We start from the raw sequence: 15,508 nt of genomic DNA on the forward strand, positions 1-15,508 counted from the left end.
ACGTTGCGAACGACGTCACCGAAGGTGACGCGCTTCCACGCGGACTTGTCGAGGTTCAGGTTCATGCCGTCACCTCCGCCCGCAGCAGCGCCAGAACGTCTGCGATTGCGGAGTCGGAACCGGCAGCGGCGGCGCGCCAGTCGGCGACCGCCTCGGTGACGTCGATCTGCTCGCCCGCGTCGGCGGATTTGGCTCCGGCGACGTACAGCGGGATGGAAAGGCTGTGGCCCCTGTCGGCAATCTGGTCGAAGGTTGCGACGGCGGCGAACTGGTCGATGTCGGCAAAGCCCTGGTAGGCGTCGAGGATCCTCTGCTGGTGGGTGTCGCGCAGGAACGACTGGGCCTGTTCGCGGGCGACCTCGTTGACCGCGTTGATGAACAACACCTTGCCCTTCTGCTCGGCGGGCTTGGTGGCACGAAGCGTGACGACGACGGCTTCCATCGGGCTGTTGTAGAACAGGCCGGCGCCGAGGCCGAGGACGCACTCGATGAGGTCGGACTTGACCAGTGCTTCGCGAAGGGCGGCTTCTTCGCGGCGGAACAGGACGCCGTGGGGGAAGAGGATCGCGGCGCGGCCGCTCTTGGGGTCGAGGCTCTTGGCGATGTGTTGGAAGAAGGCGTAGTCGGCGCGGCCCTGGGGCGGCACGCCCCACACGTTGCGGCCGTAGGCGTCCTTAGCGAAGGCGTCGCGGTTCCAGGCCTTGATGGAGTAGGGCGGGTTGGCGAGCACGACGTCGAAGGTCTCCAGGCTGCCCTTGGCGTTGAGGAAGGCGGGACGGGCGAGGGTGTCGCCGTGAGCGATGTGGCCGTCGGTGATGCCGTGCAGGAACAGGTTCATCCGCGCGATCGCCGAGGTCCCGTAGTTGAGCTCCTGGCCGTAGAGGCGGACGCTGCGCCACTCCGCGCCCTGACGCTTGAGCTCGGCGACCGTAGAGATGAGCATGCCGCCAGTGCCACACGTCGGGTCGTAGACCGACTCGCCGGGCTTCGGCTCGAGCATCAGCGTCATCAGGTGCACGAGCGTGCGGTTGGTGTAGAACTCCTGGGCGGTATGGCCGGAGTCATCGGCGAACTTCTTGATCAGGTACTCATACCCATTGCCGAGCTCATCCTCAGGCAGGTTCGCGATCGACAGGGTCTTCGTCGAGAAGTGCTCGATCAGGTCTGCCAGCGTGGAGTCTGGCAGAAGGTTCTTGTTGCCCCAGTCGCCGTCGCCGAATACACCGGGCAGCGTGTCAGGGTTGGCGGACTCGATTGCCCGCATGGCCTTGAGGATCGTGACGCCGATGTTCTCGGTGACAGAGCGGATGTCGTTCCAGTGGCACCCGTCGGGGATGGCGAAGCGGTGGTTCTCCGGGAGGTTGGCAAGCTCCTCATCGCCGTACGTTTCCATCGCGGCGGCGTGTTCCTCGTCGTACACGTCGGAGATCCGCTTCAAGAAGACCAACGGGAAGATGTACTGCTTGTAGTCGCCAGCGTCGATGAGGCCGCGCAGCACGATCGCCGCGCCCCACAGGTAGGACTCGAGTTCCCGCTGGGTGATCCGCTTGCTCATGCGCTCAACCCCCACTTCACCAGTTCTGCTTCGAGAGCTGAACGCGTCTCCTGTGCCCGGGCTTGCGCGGCTTCGAGGTTGGTGAGCGCGTCGGCCAGGGTGAGCTTCTCGCCGGTGCCGGCCGGTGCGACATAGAGCGGGATGTTGAGGTTGAAGTCGTGGCCCTCGATCTCCTCCAGCGTGGCGACGTGGGCGCGGCCGTCGATGTCGGCGAACCCGGCGTACGCCTTGAGCAGTTCGCTCGCGTGCTCAGGCTCCAGGGTGTTCTGGTTGCGGCCCTTCTTCATCAGGCCTTCGCCATTGATGAAGAGCACCCGACCCTTGCCGTTGGCCGGCTTGTCGTGGCGCAGGATCAGCACACACGCGGCGAGGCCCGTTCCGTAGAACAGGTTCGGCGCGAGCCCGATAACGGCCTCGATCTTGTCGGCCTTGAGGACGTGGGTGCGGATGCGGGCCTCGGCGCCCTGGCGGAAAAGCGCGCCCTGCGGGAGGACGACGGCGACCCGCCCGGTCTCGGCGTTGGCAGAGGTGAGCATGTGCTGAACCCACGCCCAGTCGGCGTACCCCTTCGGCGGAACCCCGCCGAGCTGGTTGCGCCCCCACTTGTCGCTCGCCCACTCGACCTCGCCCCATGCCTTGAGCGAGAACGGCGGGTTGGCGACCACGCAGTCGAACCGCGCGAGGTGGTTGCCGGTGTAGAAGGCCGGGTTTCGCAGGGTGTCCTCACGGACGATCTTAAAGTCCTCGACACCGTGCAGAAGCAGGTTCATCCGCGCGATCGCGGAGGTGGCGAGCACCTTCTCCTGGCCGTAAAGCTTGCCCCACAGCGTCTTGGGGCTGCCGCCGGCGGCCTTCACATGCTCGATGACCTCGATCAGCATGCCGCCCGTCCCGCACGCCGGGTCGTAGACGGACTCGCCCTCCTGCGGGTCGAGGATGTTGATCAGCAGGCCGACGACCGAGCGGGGTGTGTAGTACTCGCCGGCCTTCTTGTTCGAGGCGTCGGCGAATCGCTTGATGAGGTATTCGTAGGCGTTGCCGAACACGTCCGGCGCGACGTTCGCGTTGGACAACGTCTTGGTGGAGAAGTGCTCGATCAGGTCCGCCAGTTTGCGGTCGGGCAGCTTGTCCTTGTTGGTCCAGTTGGCGTTGCCGAAGATGCCGTACAGCGTGTCGGGGTTGGCCTTCTCGATCTCCCGGAAGGCCGTCTGGAGCGCGGTGCCGATGTTCTCGGTCTTCTCTCGCACGTCAGACCACAGGTTGCCTCCAGGTATCGCGAACCGGTGGTTCTCCGCGAATGTGGCGTACTCGTGGTCTCCGCCAGACTCTTCCAGCGCTTCCTGGAACTCTTCGTCGTAGACGTCGCTGATCCGCTTGAAGAACATCAACGGGAAGATGTACGCCTTGAAATCGGCTTGGTCGATGCTGCCGCGGAGCAGGTCTGCGGCCTTGGCAAGGTACTGCTCAAGCTCGGGCAGCGCGATTGATGTGTTGCGCACCACGGATCCCGTCATCTTTCTGCCCGCCTTACCGCCCGACATCCGCACTCCTCGTGTTCACGCCATGCCTGGCGCATGCAACCGTATCCGTGCTGCGGCCCGGCTGCCCAAGGAATGCCATTGTCGACAGGTGTCCGACGTGTCGCCCAGTGTGGCGCGACAACGACTCGCGGATCATTGGGGCGTCACCGACGCGTATCGCGCCAACTCAGCGAGGTGCTCCAGCGCCTCGCTGGTGGAGTTGAGAAGTTCCTGCGCCAGAGCACGCACCTGCTGCAGGTGTGCAGCGGAGCGAACAAATTCCTCTTGGTCTTCGAGCGACAACAAGGGGATCTCAAGCTCCTTGGCAGAAATTCGCTGGATCGTCGCCCCAGTGAAGAAGCGCCGGTTCCAGTTCCCATCGACAACCGCAGCAAGGTAGTCCGGCCTGAGTTGAGGACTGAGAACTCGAAGTCCGACCAGACCCATCCCCAGGGTGTGTCCACCGGACTCGTCTAGCACGGCGGCAAGGCGACCGGTAGTCGCCACCACGACTTCACCGGGCACAGTGACGTCACTTGAGTCCGACTGGTCGTTCTCGACCGGTCCGATGTCTCGATGCACCACGTCTCGGCCCGACAATCTGCGCGGATCCGGAGTCTCGTTCGGGCCGGCGGGGCGCTCCCGCCCCATCCGGATCGCGATGATGCCGGCTTCCTGTAGTTCACGAACGGACACCACACGTGAGCTTTCGATGCCTTTGACCGGCTGGAGCTCGCTGATGGTGCTGACCGACCGGGCCGCCGCCTGGACTTCCTCAAGGGATGCGGTGTAGTTCTCGACGACCTCGGTGGGGTCTGGGGTGTCGAGCCCGATCCAGCGCTCTGGCACCAGGTTGCAGTCGCCAGCGAGAACGTCATCGATCGACACTTCGGCGTTTGGGTTCGTCGACTCGAAAACTTTCCGCCCCCCGAGCACTGTGTCGGTCGCCGAGTTCACAAACCTGATGGACTCCGCTGAGCCAGGGCGACGCAACACCCACACGACGACCGGGATCGATAAATGCTGCAACAGCTTCCCTGGCAGTTGGTAGATCGCTTCGACGCAGCCATCGGCAATGAGTCGTCGCCGGATTTCGCCATCACGCCCACCACGGAACAGCGGTCCGCCGGCCGTAACCACGTACGCGACTCCTCCCTCGGCCAGATGAGCCACTGCATGCTGGATCCACGCGAATTCACTGCTGCCTGGACTCGGGGTTCCGTAGACCCACCGAGGATCCATCAGGTCGAACCGGTCGTACTTCATGCCTAGCGGGGGCTCGGCCACGATCAGGTCCGCCGGATAGTCCACGAAAGGATCTTTGGACAGCACGTCGACGTTGTTCAGCGCCAGCGGTGCATCGCGCAGGAAGGCTCGTTGGTCCGCAAGCATCACTGCCTCTGTGTTGATGTCGTGGGCCTCCATCCACTCGATGGCATCGTCTGGGGCCAGGTCATGGATCTGCATGAGTACATCTCCGAGGCCGCAAGCTGGGTCGTAGACGACTCCGCGGGCGTCCTGAGCACTGATGCGTGCGAGGAAGGTGGACACTCGACTGCCGATGTAGCCGTGCTCGCTGCCTGCGCGGCCTCGAGTGGAGATGGCTCGGTTGAGGACCGAGTCGGCCGCCTCTGCGGCATCGGTAGTCGCGATGTTGTCAACGATCTCGGCAACGCTTGCAGAGATGCGGGGGGGGATTTGGTCGACCCATCCTGGAAGGGCGACGAGCTCATCCCAGCGATCCAACTCATACTCAATCCCGAGCTGGCGAAGCGCCTCGAAACCGTCTTCGTTGGCGCGCGCGAGGAAGGCCTGCCAGAGGGGGTAGTCATGAGTTGACTCGGTCGACAACTTCCTCGCTGCGAGCAGCGTGACGACTAGTCGAGCGCCGTCCTCGGCCTGGGCCGAACCACCGAACATGTCTCCAACCAGGTTGGCCGCTGCCACTGCGTCGGCCGAGGCGCGTCCCACCATGGGCTTGTTGTTGGCCTTCATCCAGGCGATGACTTGGTCCCGGGCGAACAGCGGTCGAGCATCAGTCCCCCCTGCGGGGGCCGGGAAGTCGTTCGCACGCTTGCGCCAATTGGACACTGCGGCAGCGGAGACGTCGCCGAGTTTGGCGATGTCAGAAGGGGCCAGAAGCGCCTGGCCGGATGGGTTCTTCATGTGGTCCTTCATCGGGCGGCTCCATTGTCGGAGCTGATGTTGTGGCCGGGCTGGAGGTCGACAGTCTCGTGAGCGGCGAGGCGCAAGCGCTTGGAGCAATGCGCCCGATGAGTCAGCACAGTGACCCGAGCACCTCGATCGATCAGCGCGCTGACAGCTTCGGTGAAGATCCCATCACCACTCACGAGCACCACCTCGTCGTACCGCTCGACGCGCACTGATTCCATCTCGGCGAGGAGCGCAAGATCGGCACCGTTCGGCCCGGAGTTCACTACGTACTTCTTGCCAGGCCAAGCCAGCGCAGAGTCGAAGAGACCGACGTGGCTCATACCGATCACGACATGATCGTCAGCCCGGACACTGAGTACTGATTCGATCTGCGTACGGGCCCAACGGGCGGCGGCGGGCGTAAGCACCGCACCACCGACAACGTTCTCGATGTCAACCAGAATGAGCTGGCGACCACGCGGGGAGTGTGCTGCTTTAAGCGGGAGCACGGCCGCCAGATTGCTGGACATCTACGAATCCTTCCTGTGTGAAGTCAAGGTTTTGACTTCACACAGGACTATAGGCACCCCATTTGATGCCTGTCAACTGTGAGTTCAAAGTTTCTTATTCACAGTGTGCGCGTAGGTGACGATTCTGCCTCAACCGGGTCGCTTGGGCAGGCTTCCAGCCCTTGTACCCGCCCGATGTTCTTGAGGCGAAGGTTCGGTCGCCTCGCTTTGGCTGCATCTCAACAGCAAAATCTGCCTCAGTGGGCCATGTCCACGAACCGGCTGTAGTGACCCTGGAACGCCACCGTGATGTCGCGCGTCTGCCCGTTTCGGTGCTTGGCCACGATCAGGTCCGCTTCGCCGGGGCGAGTGGACTCCTTCTCATAGACGTCCTCGCGGTGGAGCAGGATCACCATGTCGGCGTCCTGCTCCAAGCTGCCCGACTCACGCAGGTCCGACATCATCGGGCGCTTGTCGGTGCGCTGCTCGGGACCACGGTTCAATTGGCTCAGCGCGATGATCGGCAGCTCGAGCTCCTTGGCCAGCAGCTTGATCTGACGCGAGAACTCCGAGACCTCGAGCTGGCGCGACTCGACCTTCTTGCCCGACGACATCAGTTGCATGTAGTCGATCACGATCAGGCGCAGGTCGTGGTTCTGCTTGAGGCGACGAGCCTTGGAGCGGATCTCCATCATCGTCATGTTCGGGCTGTCGTCGATGAACATCGGCGCCGACGACACCTCGCCCATCTTCCGCGCCAGACGCGCCCAGTCGTCGTCGGTCATGTTGCCGTTGCGGATGTGGTTCAGCGGGACCTTCGCCTCGGCCGAGAGCAGCCGCATGGTGATCTCGGCGCGCCCCATTTCGAGGCTGAAGAACACGCTGGCCAGGCCGTTGTGGATCGAGGCCGCGCGGCACAGGTCGAGGGCCAGCGTGGACTTTCCCATCGCCGGTCGCGCCGCGATGATGATCATCTGGCCCTTGTGCAGACCGTTGGTCAGGTCGTCGAAGTCGGCGAACCCGGTCGGCACGCCATAGATGCCTTCCTCGCGGTTGCCGATCGCCTCGATCTCGTCGAGGACGCTCTCCATGATGTCCGACAGCGGCGCGTAGTCCTCCTGCGATCGCTTGTCGGCGATCTGGTAGACCTCGGACTGCGCGGCGTCGACCAGCTTGTCGACCTCGCCCTCCCCCGAATAACCGAGCTGGACGATCTTCGTGCCCGCGTTCACCATCCGCCGCAGCACGGCCTTCTCGCGCACGATCTCTGCGTAGTAGCCGGCATTGGCGGCAATCGGCACGTTGGCCGACAGGGTGTGCAGGTATGGCGCACCGCCCACGCGCTCCAGCTGGCCGCGGCGTTGCAACTCGTTGGCGACGGTGATCGGATCGGCAGGTTCGCCGCGACCGAAGAGGTCGATGATGGCGTCGTGGATGATCTCGTGCGCGGGCCGGTAGTAGTCGCCGCCACGCATCACTTCGCTGACTTCGGCGATCGCGTCCTTGGAGAGCAGCATCGAGCCCAGGACGCTCTGCTCGGCAGCGTTGTCCTGCGGCGGGGTGCGATCGTTGGCCGCGCGCGGGGCATTTCCTGGCTCGTAGGCAGCCGGTCCGTCACCCCACTGGTCGTCCGGTGGGAACTCCGGCGGTGGCCCGCTTCGGGAGTTATCAGTCGTCGTCATCGACGGCTCCCTTCCTCGGTGTGTCCGGCCCGCGGAGGCCCCTCGGCGGGCTGCCGCACACGCTAGGTCCGAGCACCGACAACGGGTCCTCTGCTCGACTCAGCACCGGTGACCGTACGTGCCACCGGGACCCCCCGCCAAGTCAAACCACGAGAGTTATCCACAGGGCTTGGGGATAAGTCGGCAATGTCCGTGGACGACACGCACGCGACTGTGCACAGTCTGGGGAGAGCCCTGTGGAGAAGCGAGTCACATGCGTCACAGCACCCGCTTTGACCTGCACAAACGAGTTTCCGCAGCTGTGGACAGCAAACTGTTGAGAACTATTTTTCCACCCGACCCGTTCTCGGCCGCTGACATGTTTCTTTGTCGACATGGCATGTGGCGAACGCCAATACCCACAGTTTGCACAGAGTTACCCACAGGGCCTTTGGGCCCGGTGTCAATAGTCCATTTCGTCGAATCTTCTCTAGGCTGACCCGGTGACGACGGAGCAGCGCGCGACCAACCGCAGCACGGACCGCGAGATCCTCCGGCTCGCCGTGCCTGCCTTCCTGGCACTCGTCGCCGAGCCGATGTTCCTGCTCGCCGACGCCGCCATCGTCGGCCACATCGGCACCCGCGAACTGGCCGGCCTGGGCATCGCCGGCGCGATCATCCAGACCGCCGTCGGACTCTGCGTCTTCCTCGCCTACGGCACCACCGCGTCGGTCTCGCGACGGATCGGATCCGGCGACCTTCGTGGCGCGATCAGCCAGGGCATCGACGGGATCTGGCTGGCAGTCATCATCGGCACCGTCACCACGGTCGTCGGCATCTCCACCACCCCGTGGCTGGTCGGGCTCTTCGGGGCCAGCGGACCGGTGGCCGACCACGCGACGGCATACCTGCGCATCGCCTTCCTCGGCACCACCCCGCTGCTGGTGATGCTGGCCGCCACCGGAGTCCTGCGCGGGATGCTGGACACCCGCACCCCACTCGTGGCCGCGGTCGTCGGGAACCTGATCAACATCGTCTTCAACCTGGTCCTCGTCTATGGCCTGGGCCCGGTCCCCGCGCTCGGCCTCGAGGGGTCGGCGATCGGCTCGGTCCTGGCGCAGGTGCTGATGGCCGCGATGCTGGTGTACGTCGTGGTGCGCGGCGCCCGCGCCCACGAGGCGTCGCTGCGACCCGACGTACCCGGCATCCTTGCCGCCGCCCACTCCGGCGTCGCCCTGGTGGTGCGAACCCTGACGCTGCGCGCCGCCCTGCTGGTCACGACGTACGCCGCTGTCCGCGCCGGAGGCGACGTCGGCATGGCCGCCCACCAGCTGGCGATGACCCTGTGGGGCTTCCTCGCCTTCGTCCTGGATGCGATCGCGATCGCCGCGCAAGCGCTCACCGGCAGACGACTGGGTGCCTCGGACCGCGACGGCACCCGCGCGATCACCGGCCGGATGATCCGCTGGGGGATCATGTCCGGCGTGGTCACCGGCCTCGCGCTGGCCGCCTCCAGCCAAGTGATCGGGCACCTGTTCACCGACGACCCGCACGTGGTCGACGCCTTGGCGCCGCTGCTGCTCGCTGCCGCGGTCGCGCAACCCGTCGCGGGCTACGTGTTCGTCCTCGACGGTGTGCTGATCGGAGCAGGCGACGGCGCCTACCTGGCGTGGGGCGGGCTGGTGGTGTTGGTCGCCTACGCGCCGCTCGCGCTGATGGCCCCCGACCTGACCTGGCTGTGGATCAGCTTCGGGTTCGGGTTCATGGGGGTGCGCGCCGTGGTGCTGGGGCTGCGGGCCCGCGGGGAGAAGTGGATGGTGCTGGGGCGCTGAGCCTCCGGCGCCGCTACAGTTCCGGGCGTGGAGAACGAGGCTGGCGAAGGCGCGCGCGTCCGCCCCGAGCGCAAGTCGATGACCCCGTTGCAGAAGATGGGGATGGGGCTGGTCGTGGTCGCGCTGGACACCCTCGGCGGTGAAGGAATCGGCGCCTGGGACCTGCTCCCCGACTTCATCGGCTGGGCCATGGTCGCCTGGGGAATCGTCTCGCTCGGGAACCCCCAGCGCACTCAGCTGCTGTGCCTGGCTGCTCTCGCCGCAGTGGTCTCGCTGGTCTTCTGGTTCCCCTCGATGCAGACCCAGCTCCGGGACGCCGAGCTGGCCCTGAAGTGGGCGGCCTCGCTGCCCGACCTGGCCTTCGTCATCGCCACCGCGATCGCCTTCAAGGCCGCGGCTCGGGCCGCGGGCGACCGGAAGTTCTATGCCCGCTTCGGGCTGACCCTCTGGTTCGCCGTCATCGTCGCGGCACTGCCGGCAATCGCCTCGGCCGCCGACTCACAGGCGATGCTCGACTATGCCGAGCTCGGCTTCGTGCTGCTCTGGCTGTGGTTGATCTGGAACCTCTTCGCAGCCCACGCCCGTCCCTGGGCAGCAGACCGGGACTGAACGCAGCACACCCCGCCGCCCTGGGGGGCGACGGGGTGTGATGAGTGCCTGGATCAGGCCGAAACCACGTTCAGCGACACGGTGGCCGAAACCTCGTCGTGCAGCTTGACCGACACCTGGTGGGCGCCGAGCGACTTGATCGGGTTGCCGAGCACGATGGTGCGCTTGTCAACCTTCTCGCCGGAGGTCTCGGAGAGCGCGTTGGCGATGTCAGCAACGGTGACGGCGCCGAAGAGTCGGCCACCTTCGCCGGCGCGGACGGGCAGGTTGACTGCCTTCGCCTCGAGCTTGCCCTTGACCTCGACCGCGTGGTCCTGGTCGCGGACCGCACGCGAGGCGCGGGCCGACTTGATGGACTCGATGGTCTTCTCGCCACCACGGGTCCAGCGGATCGCGTCGCCGCGGGGGATGAGGTAGTTGCGGCCGTAGCCGTCCTTGACCTCGACCACGTCGCCGGGAGCGCCGAGACCGACAACTTCCTGAGTGAGGATGAGCTTCATGTTCCCGTTCCTCCTCAGCGTCCGGTGGACGTGTAGGGCAGCAATGCGACCTCGCGGGCGTTCTTGACCGCGATCGCAACGTCGCGCTGGTGCTGCACGCAGTTGCCGGTCACCCGACGGGCGCGGATCTTGCCGCGGTCAGAGATGAACTTGCGGAGGAGCGTGGTGTCCTTGTAGTCGACACCCGTCGCCTTCTCCTTGCAGAACTGGCAAACCTTCTTCTTGGGCTTGCGAATCACTGCCTTTGCCATTGTGGTGCTCCTTTCCAGAGCCCGGCCCTGCTCGTGGCAGCGCCGGAATGGGTAGTGGCTTGGTTGACGGTTGAGCTGTGGATCAGAAGGGAGGCTCTTCGGAGCCGACACCCGGGGCACCCCAGGGGTCGTTCGCCGGGCCGGACTGGCCGCCCTGCGGACCACCAGAACCCTGGGCCGGCGTGGCCCACGGGTCGTTGGCCTGGGAGGACTGACCACCCTGGTAGCCGCCCTGCGACTGACCACCCTGGGACTGGCCGCCGCCGAAGCCGCCGCCACCACCGGAGTAGCCACCGCCGCCGCCGCCGGAGCGCTGGCTGCGGGCGACCTTGGCAGTCGCGAACTTCAACGACGGACCGACCTCTTCGACCTCGATCTCGAAGCTGGTGCGCTTCTCGCCCTCACGGGTCTCCCACGTGCGGGCCTTGAGGCGACCCTGGACGACGACACGCATGCCCTTGGTCAGCGACTCGGCAACGTTCTCCGCAGCCTGACGCCAGACCGAGCAGGCGAGGAACAGCGCTTCGCCGTCCTTCCACTCGTTGGTCTGCCGGTCGAAGGTCCGCGGCGTCGACGCGATCCGGAAGTTGGCCACGGCCGCACCCGACGGGGTGAAGCGCAGCTCCGGGTCGTCGACGAGGTTGCCGACCACGGTGATCTCGGTTTCGCCTGCCATCTCAGGTCTCCCTTTTCTGATCCATTGGTACGTCGGGACTCATCGTGCCTTGAGCCACCGACAGACAAAAGGTGTTGTCCACAGGCTCAGGCCTGTGCGCGCAACACCTTCGTGCGAAGGATCGACTCGTTGAGGGTGAGCTGGCGGTCAAGTTCCTTGACCGTGGCCGGCTCGGCCTGCAGCGAGATGACGGCATAGATGCCTTCGGCGTTCTTCTTGACCTCATATGCGAGGCGGCGACGTCCCCAGACGTCGACGTTCTCGATGGTGCCACCGTCGTTGCGGATGACATTGAGGTACTTGTCGAGGGACGGCTCAATCGTCCGCTCTTCAAGGCTGGGGTCGAGGATGACCATGACTTCATAAGCGCGCATAGCGGTCTCCACCTCCTCTGGACTCGGCGGCCACGGTCTCTCCGTGGCAGGAGGGCTCTGCGATTGTCAGCCGGATGCCACCGTCGGGGCGACAGAGCCGAAAGACAGTGCAGGCTATCAGCGCGCGCCACGGGCGACGAAATCATTGCCCGTCACCGGTGTGCACAGGCTGTACGTCGCCCGGCGGTTCGGACCCGCACATCTGGGTAGGGTTGCCTTCGTCATGAGCATTCACGGAAACTCGCCGCTCGCCGGCCGCTATCAGCTGATCGACCAGATCGGCGCTGGCGGCATGGGCTCCGTCTGGCGCGCCTGGGACCTCAAGAACCAGGTGTTCGTCGCCGCCAAGGTGCTCGGCCAGCACGACTCCGGCATGCTCCTGCGCTTCGTGCGCGAGCAGTCGGTGCGCATCCAGCACCCGCACGTGGTGGCGCCCGGCGGCTGGGCGGCCGAGGACAACCTGGTCGTGTTCACCATGGACCTGGTCCGCGGCGGTTCCATCCAGACGCTGCTCGGCGACCACGGTCGGTTGCCCGAGTCCTACACGGCGGTCGTGCTCGACCAGACCCTGCAGGCACTCGAGGCGATCCACGCCGCCGGTGTCGTGCACCGTGACATCAAGCCGGCCAACCTGCTCCTCGAGCCGACCGGCACCCGCCGTCCCCACGTGCGCGTCGGTGACTTCGGCGTCGCCGCCCTGATCGACGACGTCCGGCTGACCCGGTTCCCCGGAGCGATCGGCACCGACGGCTACATGGCCCCCGAGCAGGCGCTCGGGGCCCCACCGGAGCCGCAGCAGGACCTCTACGCCCTCGGGGTCGTCGGCATCCAGATGCTCACCGGGCTCAGCCCGCGCAACCAGGTCGCCGCTCCCACCGGTCGCTATGGCGAGTTCCTCGCCGCGATCACCCACGAAGACCCCGCGCAGCGTCCCCGCACCGCCTCGATCGCGCTGCAGATGTTGCGCCAGGTCGGCGTACCGCCCGGCACCCCGTGGGCCTCGGACCCCGAGCCGCCCGAGGTCTTCGACCAGCTCGGCGAGGTGCCGCCGCCGCAGTTCCAGCCCGGTCCCAGCTCCGGTGGTCCCGCCTCCGGTGGCCCGGCTTCCGGTGGCGGCCCCGGCTCGTACGACTCCAACCCACGCTCGAACGGCGGCGGAGCGTTCAACCCGGTCTACGCCGGCCCGCAGTCCGGTGGCGCCCTCCAGGGGTCTGCACCGTCCCAGGGCTTCGCCCCCCAACAGTTCGCCCCGCAACAGTTCGCACCCACCCAGCAGGGCTTCGACCAGGGGTACGCCGCCACCCACGGCCCGCCGTCCGGCCACCAGGCGCCCGCCCAGTCGAGCTCGATGCTCTATGTGGCGCTGGCCTGCTTCGCGGCGTCCATCGGGATGGCGCTCGCCGCGGTCCTGCTGATCCTGCTCTGAGCTCCCGGCTCAGCTGCGGCGCATCAGCACGAAACCGAGCACGGCCAGCACCGCCGCAGCCGCGATCAGGGTCCAGATCAGTCCCCAGGGGCGGGTGTCGAGGAGCAGCAGCTCGGACGTGAGGCTCATGGGATCACCTTGTCACAGGTGAACCCGGACGAAACCTGGTCTCCACACCACTAGTGTGTGCGGAGGACCGAGACGATCAGAGGGGGTGTCCTGCGATGAATGCCGAGCTCGCGGATCGGCGTCGCCAGCAGGCCGAGCTGTACGGCGACCCCGTCGACGTACTCGCCCAGAAGGCCCAGCAGCTGATGGGCCTCGGGCTCGCGGACCTGGCCGACGTGATCGGCCTGTCCACACCGATGCTGGTCAAGCTGGTCCACTGCGAGCGGATCCGGATCGGCAACGACGTCGCGATGAGCCGGATGGCGCGCCTGCAGGAGTTCGCCGACCAGCTGATCACCGGCGAGGCCGGGACCGACGAGATCCAGCTGACCCTCGCCCAGATCAAGGCCTCCACCACCCCGGCCCGGCCGAGCAAGATGACCGCGAAGGCCAAGCCGATCTCGCGCGAGCAGCTCGGCGCCGACCCGGCCGCGCACGAGTCCACCGCGCGCCGCAAACCACTGCTGGCGCCGGCCACCGGTGAACGCCCGCACATCACCCCCAACTCGCTGACCTATGCCCGCACCGTGGTGAACCGGCACGTGCCACCGACCCCGGCGTACCGCTGGCCGTTGATGGAGCGGTTCACCGAGACCGAGACCTGGGTCAAGCACGAGAACCACGGACCCACCGGGGCGTTCAAGGTTCGCGGCGGGATCAACTTCATGGAGCGGCTGCGGGTCTCCGGCATTCCCGCGCCGGCCGGGCTGATCGCCGCGACCCGCGGCAACCACGGCCAGAGCCTCGCCTTCGCGGGTGCCCGCGCCGGGCTGCCGGTCACGATCGTCGTGCCCGAGGACAACAACCCCGACCAGGTCGACAGCATGGAGGGCCTCGGCGCCGACGTGATCGTCGCCGGCAAGGACTTCCAGGAGGCGCGGGAGTACGCCGCCCAGCTGGCGCTCGAGCGTGGCCTGCTGAACATTCCCGCCTTCCACTCCTGGCTGGTCGAGGGCGTGGCCACCTACGTCGCCGAGTTCCATGAGTCCGTGCCGGGGCTGGACACCATCTATGTCCCGGTCGGGATGGGCTCGGGGATCGCGGCGAACATCCTGGTCCGGGACCTGTTCGGGTTGCGAACCGAGATCGTCGGCGTCGTGGCGGCCGGGGCCCCGGCCTATGCCCTCTCCTTCGAGCAGGGCCGGCCGGTCAGCACCGACGAGGCGAACACCTTCGTCGACGGCGTCGCCTGCCGCACCCCGGACCCGATCGCGGTCGACATCATCAACCGCGGCGCGTCGCGGATCGTCCGGGTCGAGGAGGACGAGGCGGCCGAAGCGATGGCGCTGGTGCACCGGACCACGCACAACCTGGCCGAGCCCGCCGGAGCCCTCGCGCTGGCCGGGATGCTCGCCGACCGTGCCCAGGTGAGCGGCAAGCGGGCCGGCCTGGTGCTGACCGGCGGCAACGCCGACATCGAGACGATGACCCGGGTCACCGCCGAGCTGAGCTGAGCCGCGGCTCCTACGATGGGGCACATGACGCTCTCCATCGGTGCCCACGTCGACCAGACCGACCCGATCGCCGAGGCACGTGCCCGCGACACGACGCTGGTGCAGTTCTTCCTCGGTGACCCGCAGTCCTACAAGGGACCGGTGATCAACTACGCCGGCGGCGCCGAGGGGCTGAAGGCGGATGCCGAGGAGGCCGGGGTGGACCTCTATGTCCACGCGCCCTACCTGATCAACGTGGCCACCACGAACAACCGGCAGCGGATCCCGAGTCGCAAGCTGCTCCAGCAGCACATGGACGCGGCTGCCTCGATCGGCGCCAAGGGCCTGATCGTGCACGGCGGCCACATCAAGGACGACGAGGACCCCAGCATCGGGTTCGACAACTGGCGCAAGGCGGTCGCGGCCACCGACATCAAGATCCCGCTGCTGATCGAGAACACCGCCGGCGGCACGAACGCGATGACCCGCCACCGGGAGCGGATCAAGGGGGTCTGGGACGCGATCGCGAGCGAGGAGCAGGCCGACCTGGTCGGCTTCTGCCTCGACACCTGCCACGCCCACGCCGGTGGCAACGCCCTCGAGACGATCGTCGAGGACGTCCTGGCGATCACCGGCCGGATCGACCTGGTCCACGCCAACGACAGCCGCGACGACTTCGACACAGGTGCCGACCGGCACACCAACTTCGGTGCCGGGAAGATCGAGCCGGACCTGCTCGCCGCGGTGATCCGGGACGCGAAGGCGCCGGTGATCTGTGAGACGCCCGGCGGTGCCGAGCAGCACTCGGCCGACTTCGCGTGGCTGCGCGAGCGTCTCTGA

General features: G+C 66.5%; 14 protein-coding genes. 5 read left to right on the top strand and 9 right to left on the bottom strand.

Features of this window, described 5'->3' with window-relative positions:
* Positions 1-61 precede the first annotated feature (61 nt).
* From BJ980_RS11500 to dnaB, 5 genes are all read right to left on the bottom strand, one after another.
* Complete coding sequence (locus tag BJ980_RS11500) at positions 62-1,555, bottom strand: type I restriction-modification system subunit M (RefSeq protein ID WP_179502417.1); 1,494 nt, start codon at positions 1,553-1,555, stop codon at positions 62-64.
* Positions 1,552-3,054, bottom strand: coding sequence for a type I restriction-modification system subunit M (locus BJ980_RS11505; RefSeq protein ID WP_343047789.1), 1,503 nt, complete (start codon positions 3,052-3,054; stop codon positions 1,552-1,554). Before BJ980_RS11505 ends, BJ980_RS11500 begins: the two co-directional genes overlap by 4 nt.
* Before the next feature lie 174 nt (positions 3,055-3,228).
* On the bottom strand, positions 3,229-5,253 hold the full coding sequence (locus BJ980_RS11510) for an N-6 DNA methylase (protein ID WP_179502419.1): 2,025 nt from the start codon (positions 5,251-5,253) through the stop codon (positions 3,229-3,231).
* The gene (locus tag BJ980_RS11515; RefSeq protein WP_179502420.1) at positions 5,250-5,759 is read right to left on the bottom strand and encodes an NYN domain-containing protein; all 510 of its coding nucleotides are present in this window, start codon (positions 5,757-5,759) and stop codon (positions 5,250-5,252) included. Before BJ980_RS11515 ends, BJ980_RS11510 begins: the two co-directional genes overlap by 4 nt.
* A gap of 236 nt (positions 5,760-5,995) precedes the next feature.
* Positions 5,996-7,420 carry a replicative DNA helicase gene (gene dnaB / locus BJ980_RS11520; RefSeq protein WP_179502421.1) on the bottom strand — a complete coding sequence of 475 codons (1,425 nt, stop codon included), beginning with the start codon at positions 7,418-7,420 and terminating at the stop codon, positions 5,996-5,998.
* A 482-nt stretch (positions 7,421-7,902) separates the two neighbouring features.
* Here dnaB and BJ980_RS11525 point away from each other — a divergent pair, with 482 nt between their 5' ends.
* Positions 7,903-9,231: an MATE family efflux transporter gene (locus tag BJ980_RS11525; protein ID WP_343047790.1), complete on the top strand. Its 1,329-nt coding sequence runs from the start codon at positions 7,903-7,905 to the stop codon at positions 9,229-9,231.
* Positions 9,232-9,258: 27 nt separating this feature from the next.
* Positions 9,259-9,840, top strand: coding sequence for a hypothetical protein (locus tag BJ980_RS11530; protein WP_179502422.1), 582 nt, complete (start codon positions 9,259-9,261; stop codon positions 9,838-9,840).
* 53 nt (positions 9,841-9,893) lie between these two features.
* Here BJ980_RS11530 and rplI read toward each other — a convergent pair whose 3' ends face one another.
* From rplI to rpsF, 4 genes are all read right to left on the bottom strand, one after another.
* Positions 9,894-10,340 carry a 50S ribosomal protein L9 gene (gene rplI, locus BJ980_RS11535; RefSeq protein WP_179502423.1) on the bottom strand — a complete coding sequence of 149 codons (447 nt, stop codon included), beginning with the start codon at positions 10,338-10,340 and terminating at the stop codon, positions 9,894-9,896.
* Positions 10,341-10,354: 14 nt separating this feature from the next.
* Positions 10,355-10,591 carry a 30S ribosomal protein S18 gene (gene rpsR / locus BJ980_RS11540; protein ID WP_017933521.1) on the bottom strand — a complete coding sequence of 79 codons (237 nt, stop codon included), beginning with the start codon at positions 10,589-10,591 and terminating at the stop codon, positions 10,355-10,357.
* A gap of 82 nt (positions 10,592-10,673) precedes the next feature.
* Positions 10,674-11,267 (bottom strand): single-stranded DNA-binding protein, encoded by a 594-nt coding sequence (locus BJ980_RS11545; RefSeq protein ID WP_179502424.1) that lies wholly within the window; start codon positions 11,265-11,267, stop codon positions 10,674-10,676.
* A gap of 86 nt (positions 11,268-11,353) precedes the next feature.
* A complete protein-coding gene (gene rpsF, locus BJ980_RS11550) occupies positions 11,354-11,641 on the bottom strand; it encodes a 30S ribosomal protein S6 (RefSeq protein WP_179502425.1) in 288 nt (95 codons plus the stop codon).
* Positions 11,642-11,864: 223 nt separating this feature from the next.
* Between rpsF and BJ980_RS11555 the strand changes: the two genes are divergently transcribed.
* From BJ980_RS11555 to BJ980_RS11565, 3 genes are all read left to right on the top strand, one after another.
* Positions 11,865-13,067, top strand: a complete 1,203-nt coding sequence (locus BJ980_RS11555; RefSeq protein ID WP_179502426.1) for a serine/threonine-protein kinase — start codon at positions 11,865-11,867, stop codon at positions 13,065-13,067.
* 224 nt (positions 13,068-13,291) lie between these two features.
* On the top strand, positions 13,292-14,689 hold the full coding sequence (locus BJ980_RS11560; protein ID WP_218855487.1) for a threonine dehydratase: 1,398 nt from the start codon (positions 13,292-13,294) through the stop codon (positions 14,687-14,689).
* A 24-nt stretch (positions 14,690-14,713) separates the two neighbouring features.
* Positions 14,714-15,508 (top strand): deoxyribonuclease IV, encoded by a 795-nt coding sequence (locus BJ980_RS11565; RefSeq protein ID WP_179502427.1) that lies wholly within the window; start codon positions 14,714-14,716, stop codon positions 15,506-15,508.

The sequence above is a fragment of the Nocardioides daedukensis genome (assembly GCF_013408415.1).
GTDB lineage: Bacteria > Actinomycetota > Actinomycetes > Propionibacteriales > Nocardioidaceae > Nocardioides > Nocardioides daedukensis.

Excerpts from the sequence above, each read along its gene's own strand:
- BJ980_RS11500 (WP_179502417.1), bottom strand. The coding sequence starts at position 1,555 with ATGAGCAAGCGGATCACCCAGCGGGAACTCGAGTCCTACCTGTGGGGC.
- BJ980_RS11510 (WP_179502419.1), bottom strand. The coding sequence starts at position 5,253 with ATGAAGGACCACATGAAGAACCCATCCGGCCAGGCGCTTCTGGCCCCT.
- BJ980_RS11515 (WP_179502420.1), bottom strand. The coding sequence starts at position 5,759 with ATGTCCAGCAATCTGGCGGCCGTGCTCCCGCTTAAAGCAGCACACTCC.
- dnaB (WP_179502421.1), bottom strand. The coding sequence starts at position 7,420 with ATGACGACGACTGATAACTCCCGAAGCGGGCCACCGCCGGAGTTCCCA.
- rplI (WP_179502423.1), bottom strand. The coding sequence starts at position 10,340 with ATGAAGCTCATCCTCACTCAGGAAGTTGTCGGTCTCGGCGCTCCCGGC.
- rpsR (WP_017933521.1), bottom strand. The coding sequence starts at position 10,591 with ATGGCAAAGGCAGTGATTCGCAAGCCCAAGAAGAAGGTTTGCCAGTTC.
- BJ980_RS11545 (WP_179502424.1), bottom strand. The coding sequence starts at position 11,267 with ATGGCAGGCGAAACCGAGATCACCGTGGTCGGCAACCTCGTCGACGAC.
- rpsF (WP_179502425.1), bottom strand. The coding sequence starts at position 11,641 with ATGCGCGCTTATGAAGTCATGGTCATCCTCGACCCCAGCCTTGAAGAG.
- BJ980_RS11555 (WP_179502426.1), top strand. The coding sequence starts at position 11,865 with ATGAGCATTCACGGAAACTCGCCGCTCGCCGGCCGCTATCAGCTGATC.
- BJ980_RS11560 (WP_218855487.1), top strand. The coding sequence starts at position 13,292 with ATGAATGCCGAGCTCGCGGATCGGCGTCGCCAGCAGGCCGAGCTGTAC.
- BJ980_RS11565 (WP_179502427.1), top strand. The coding sequence starts at position 14,714 with ATGACGCTCTCCATCGGTGCCCACGTCGACCAGACCGACCCGATCGCC.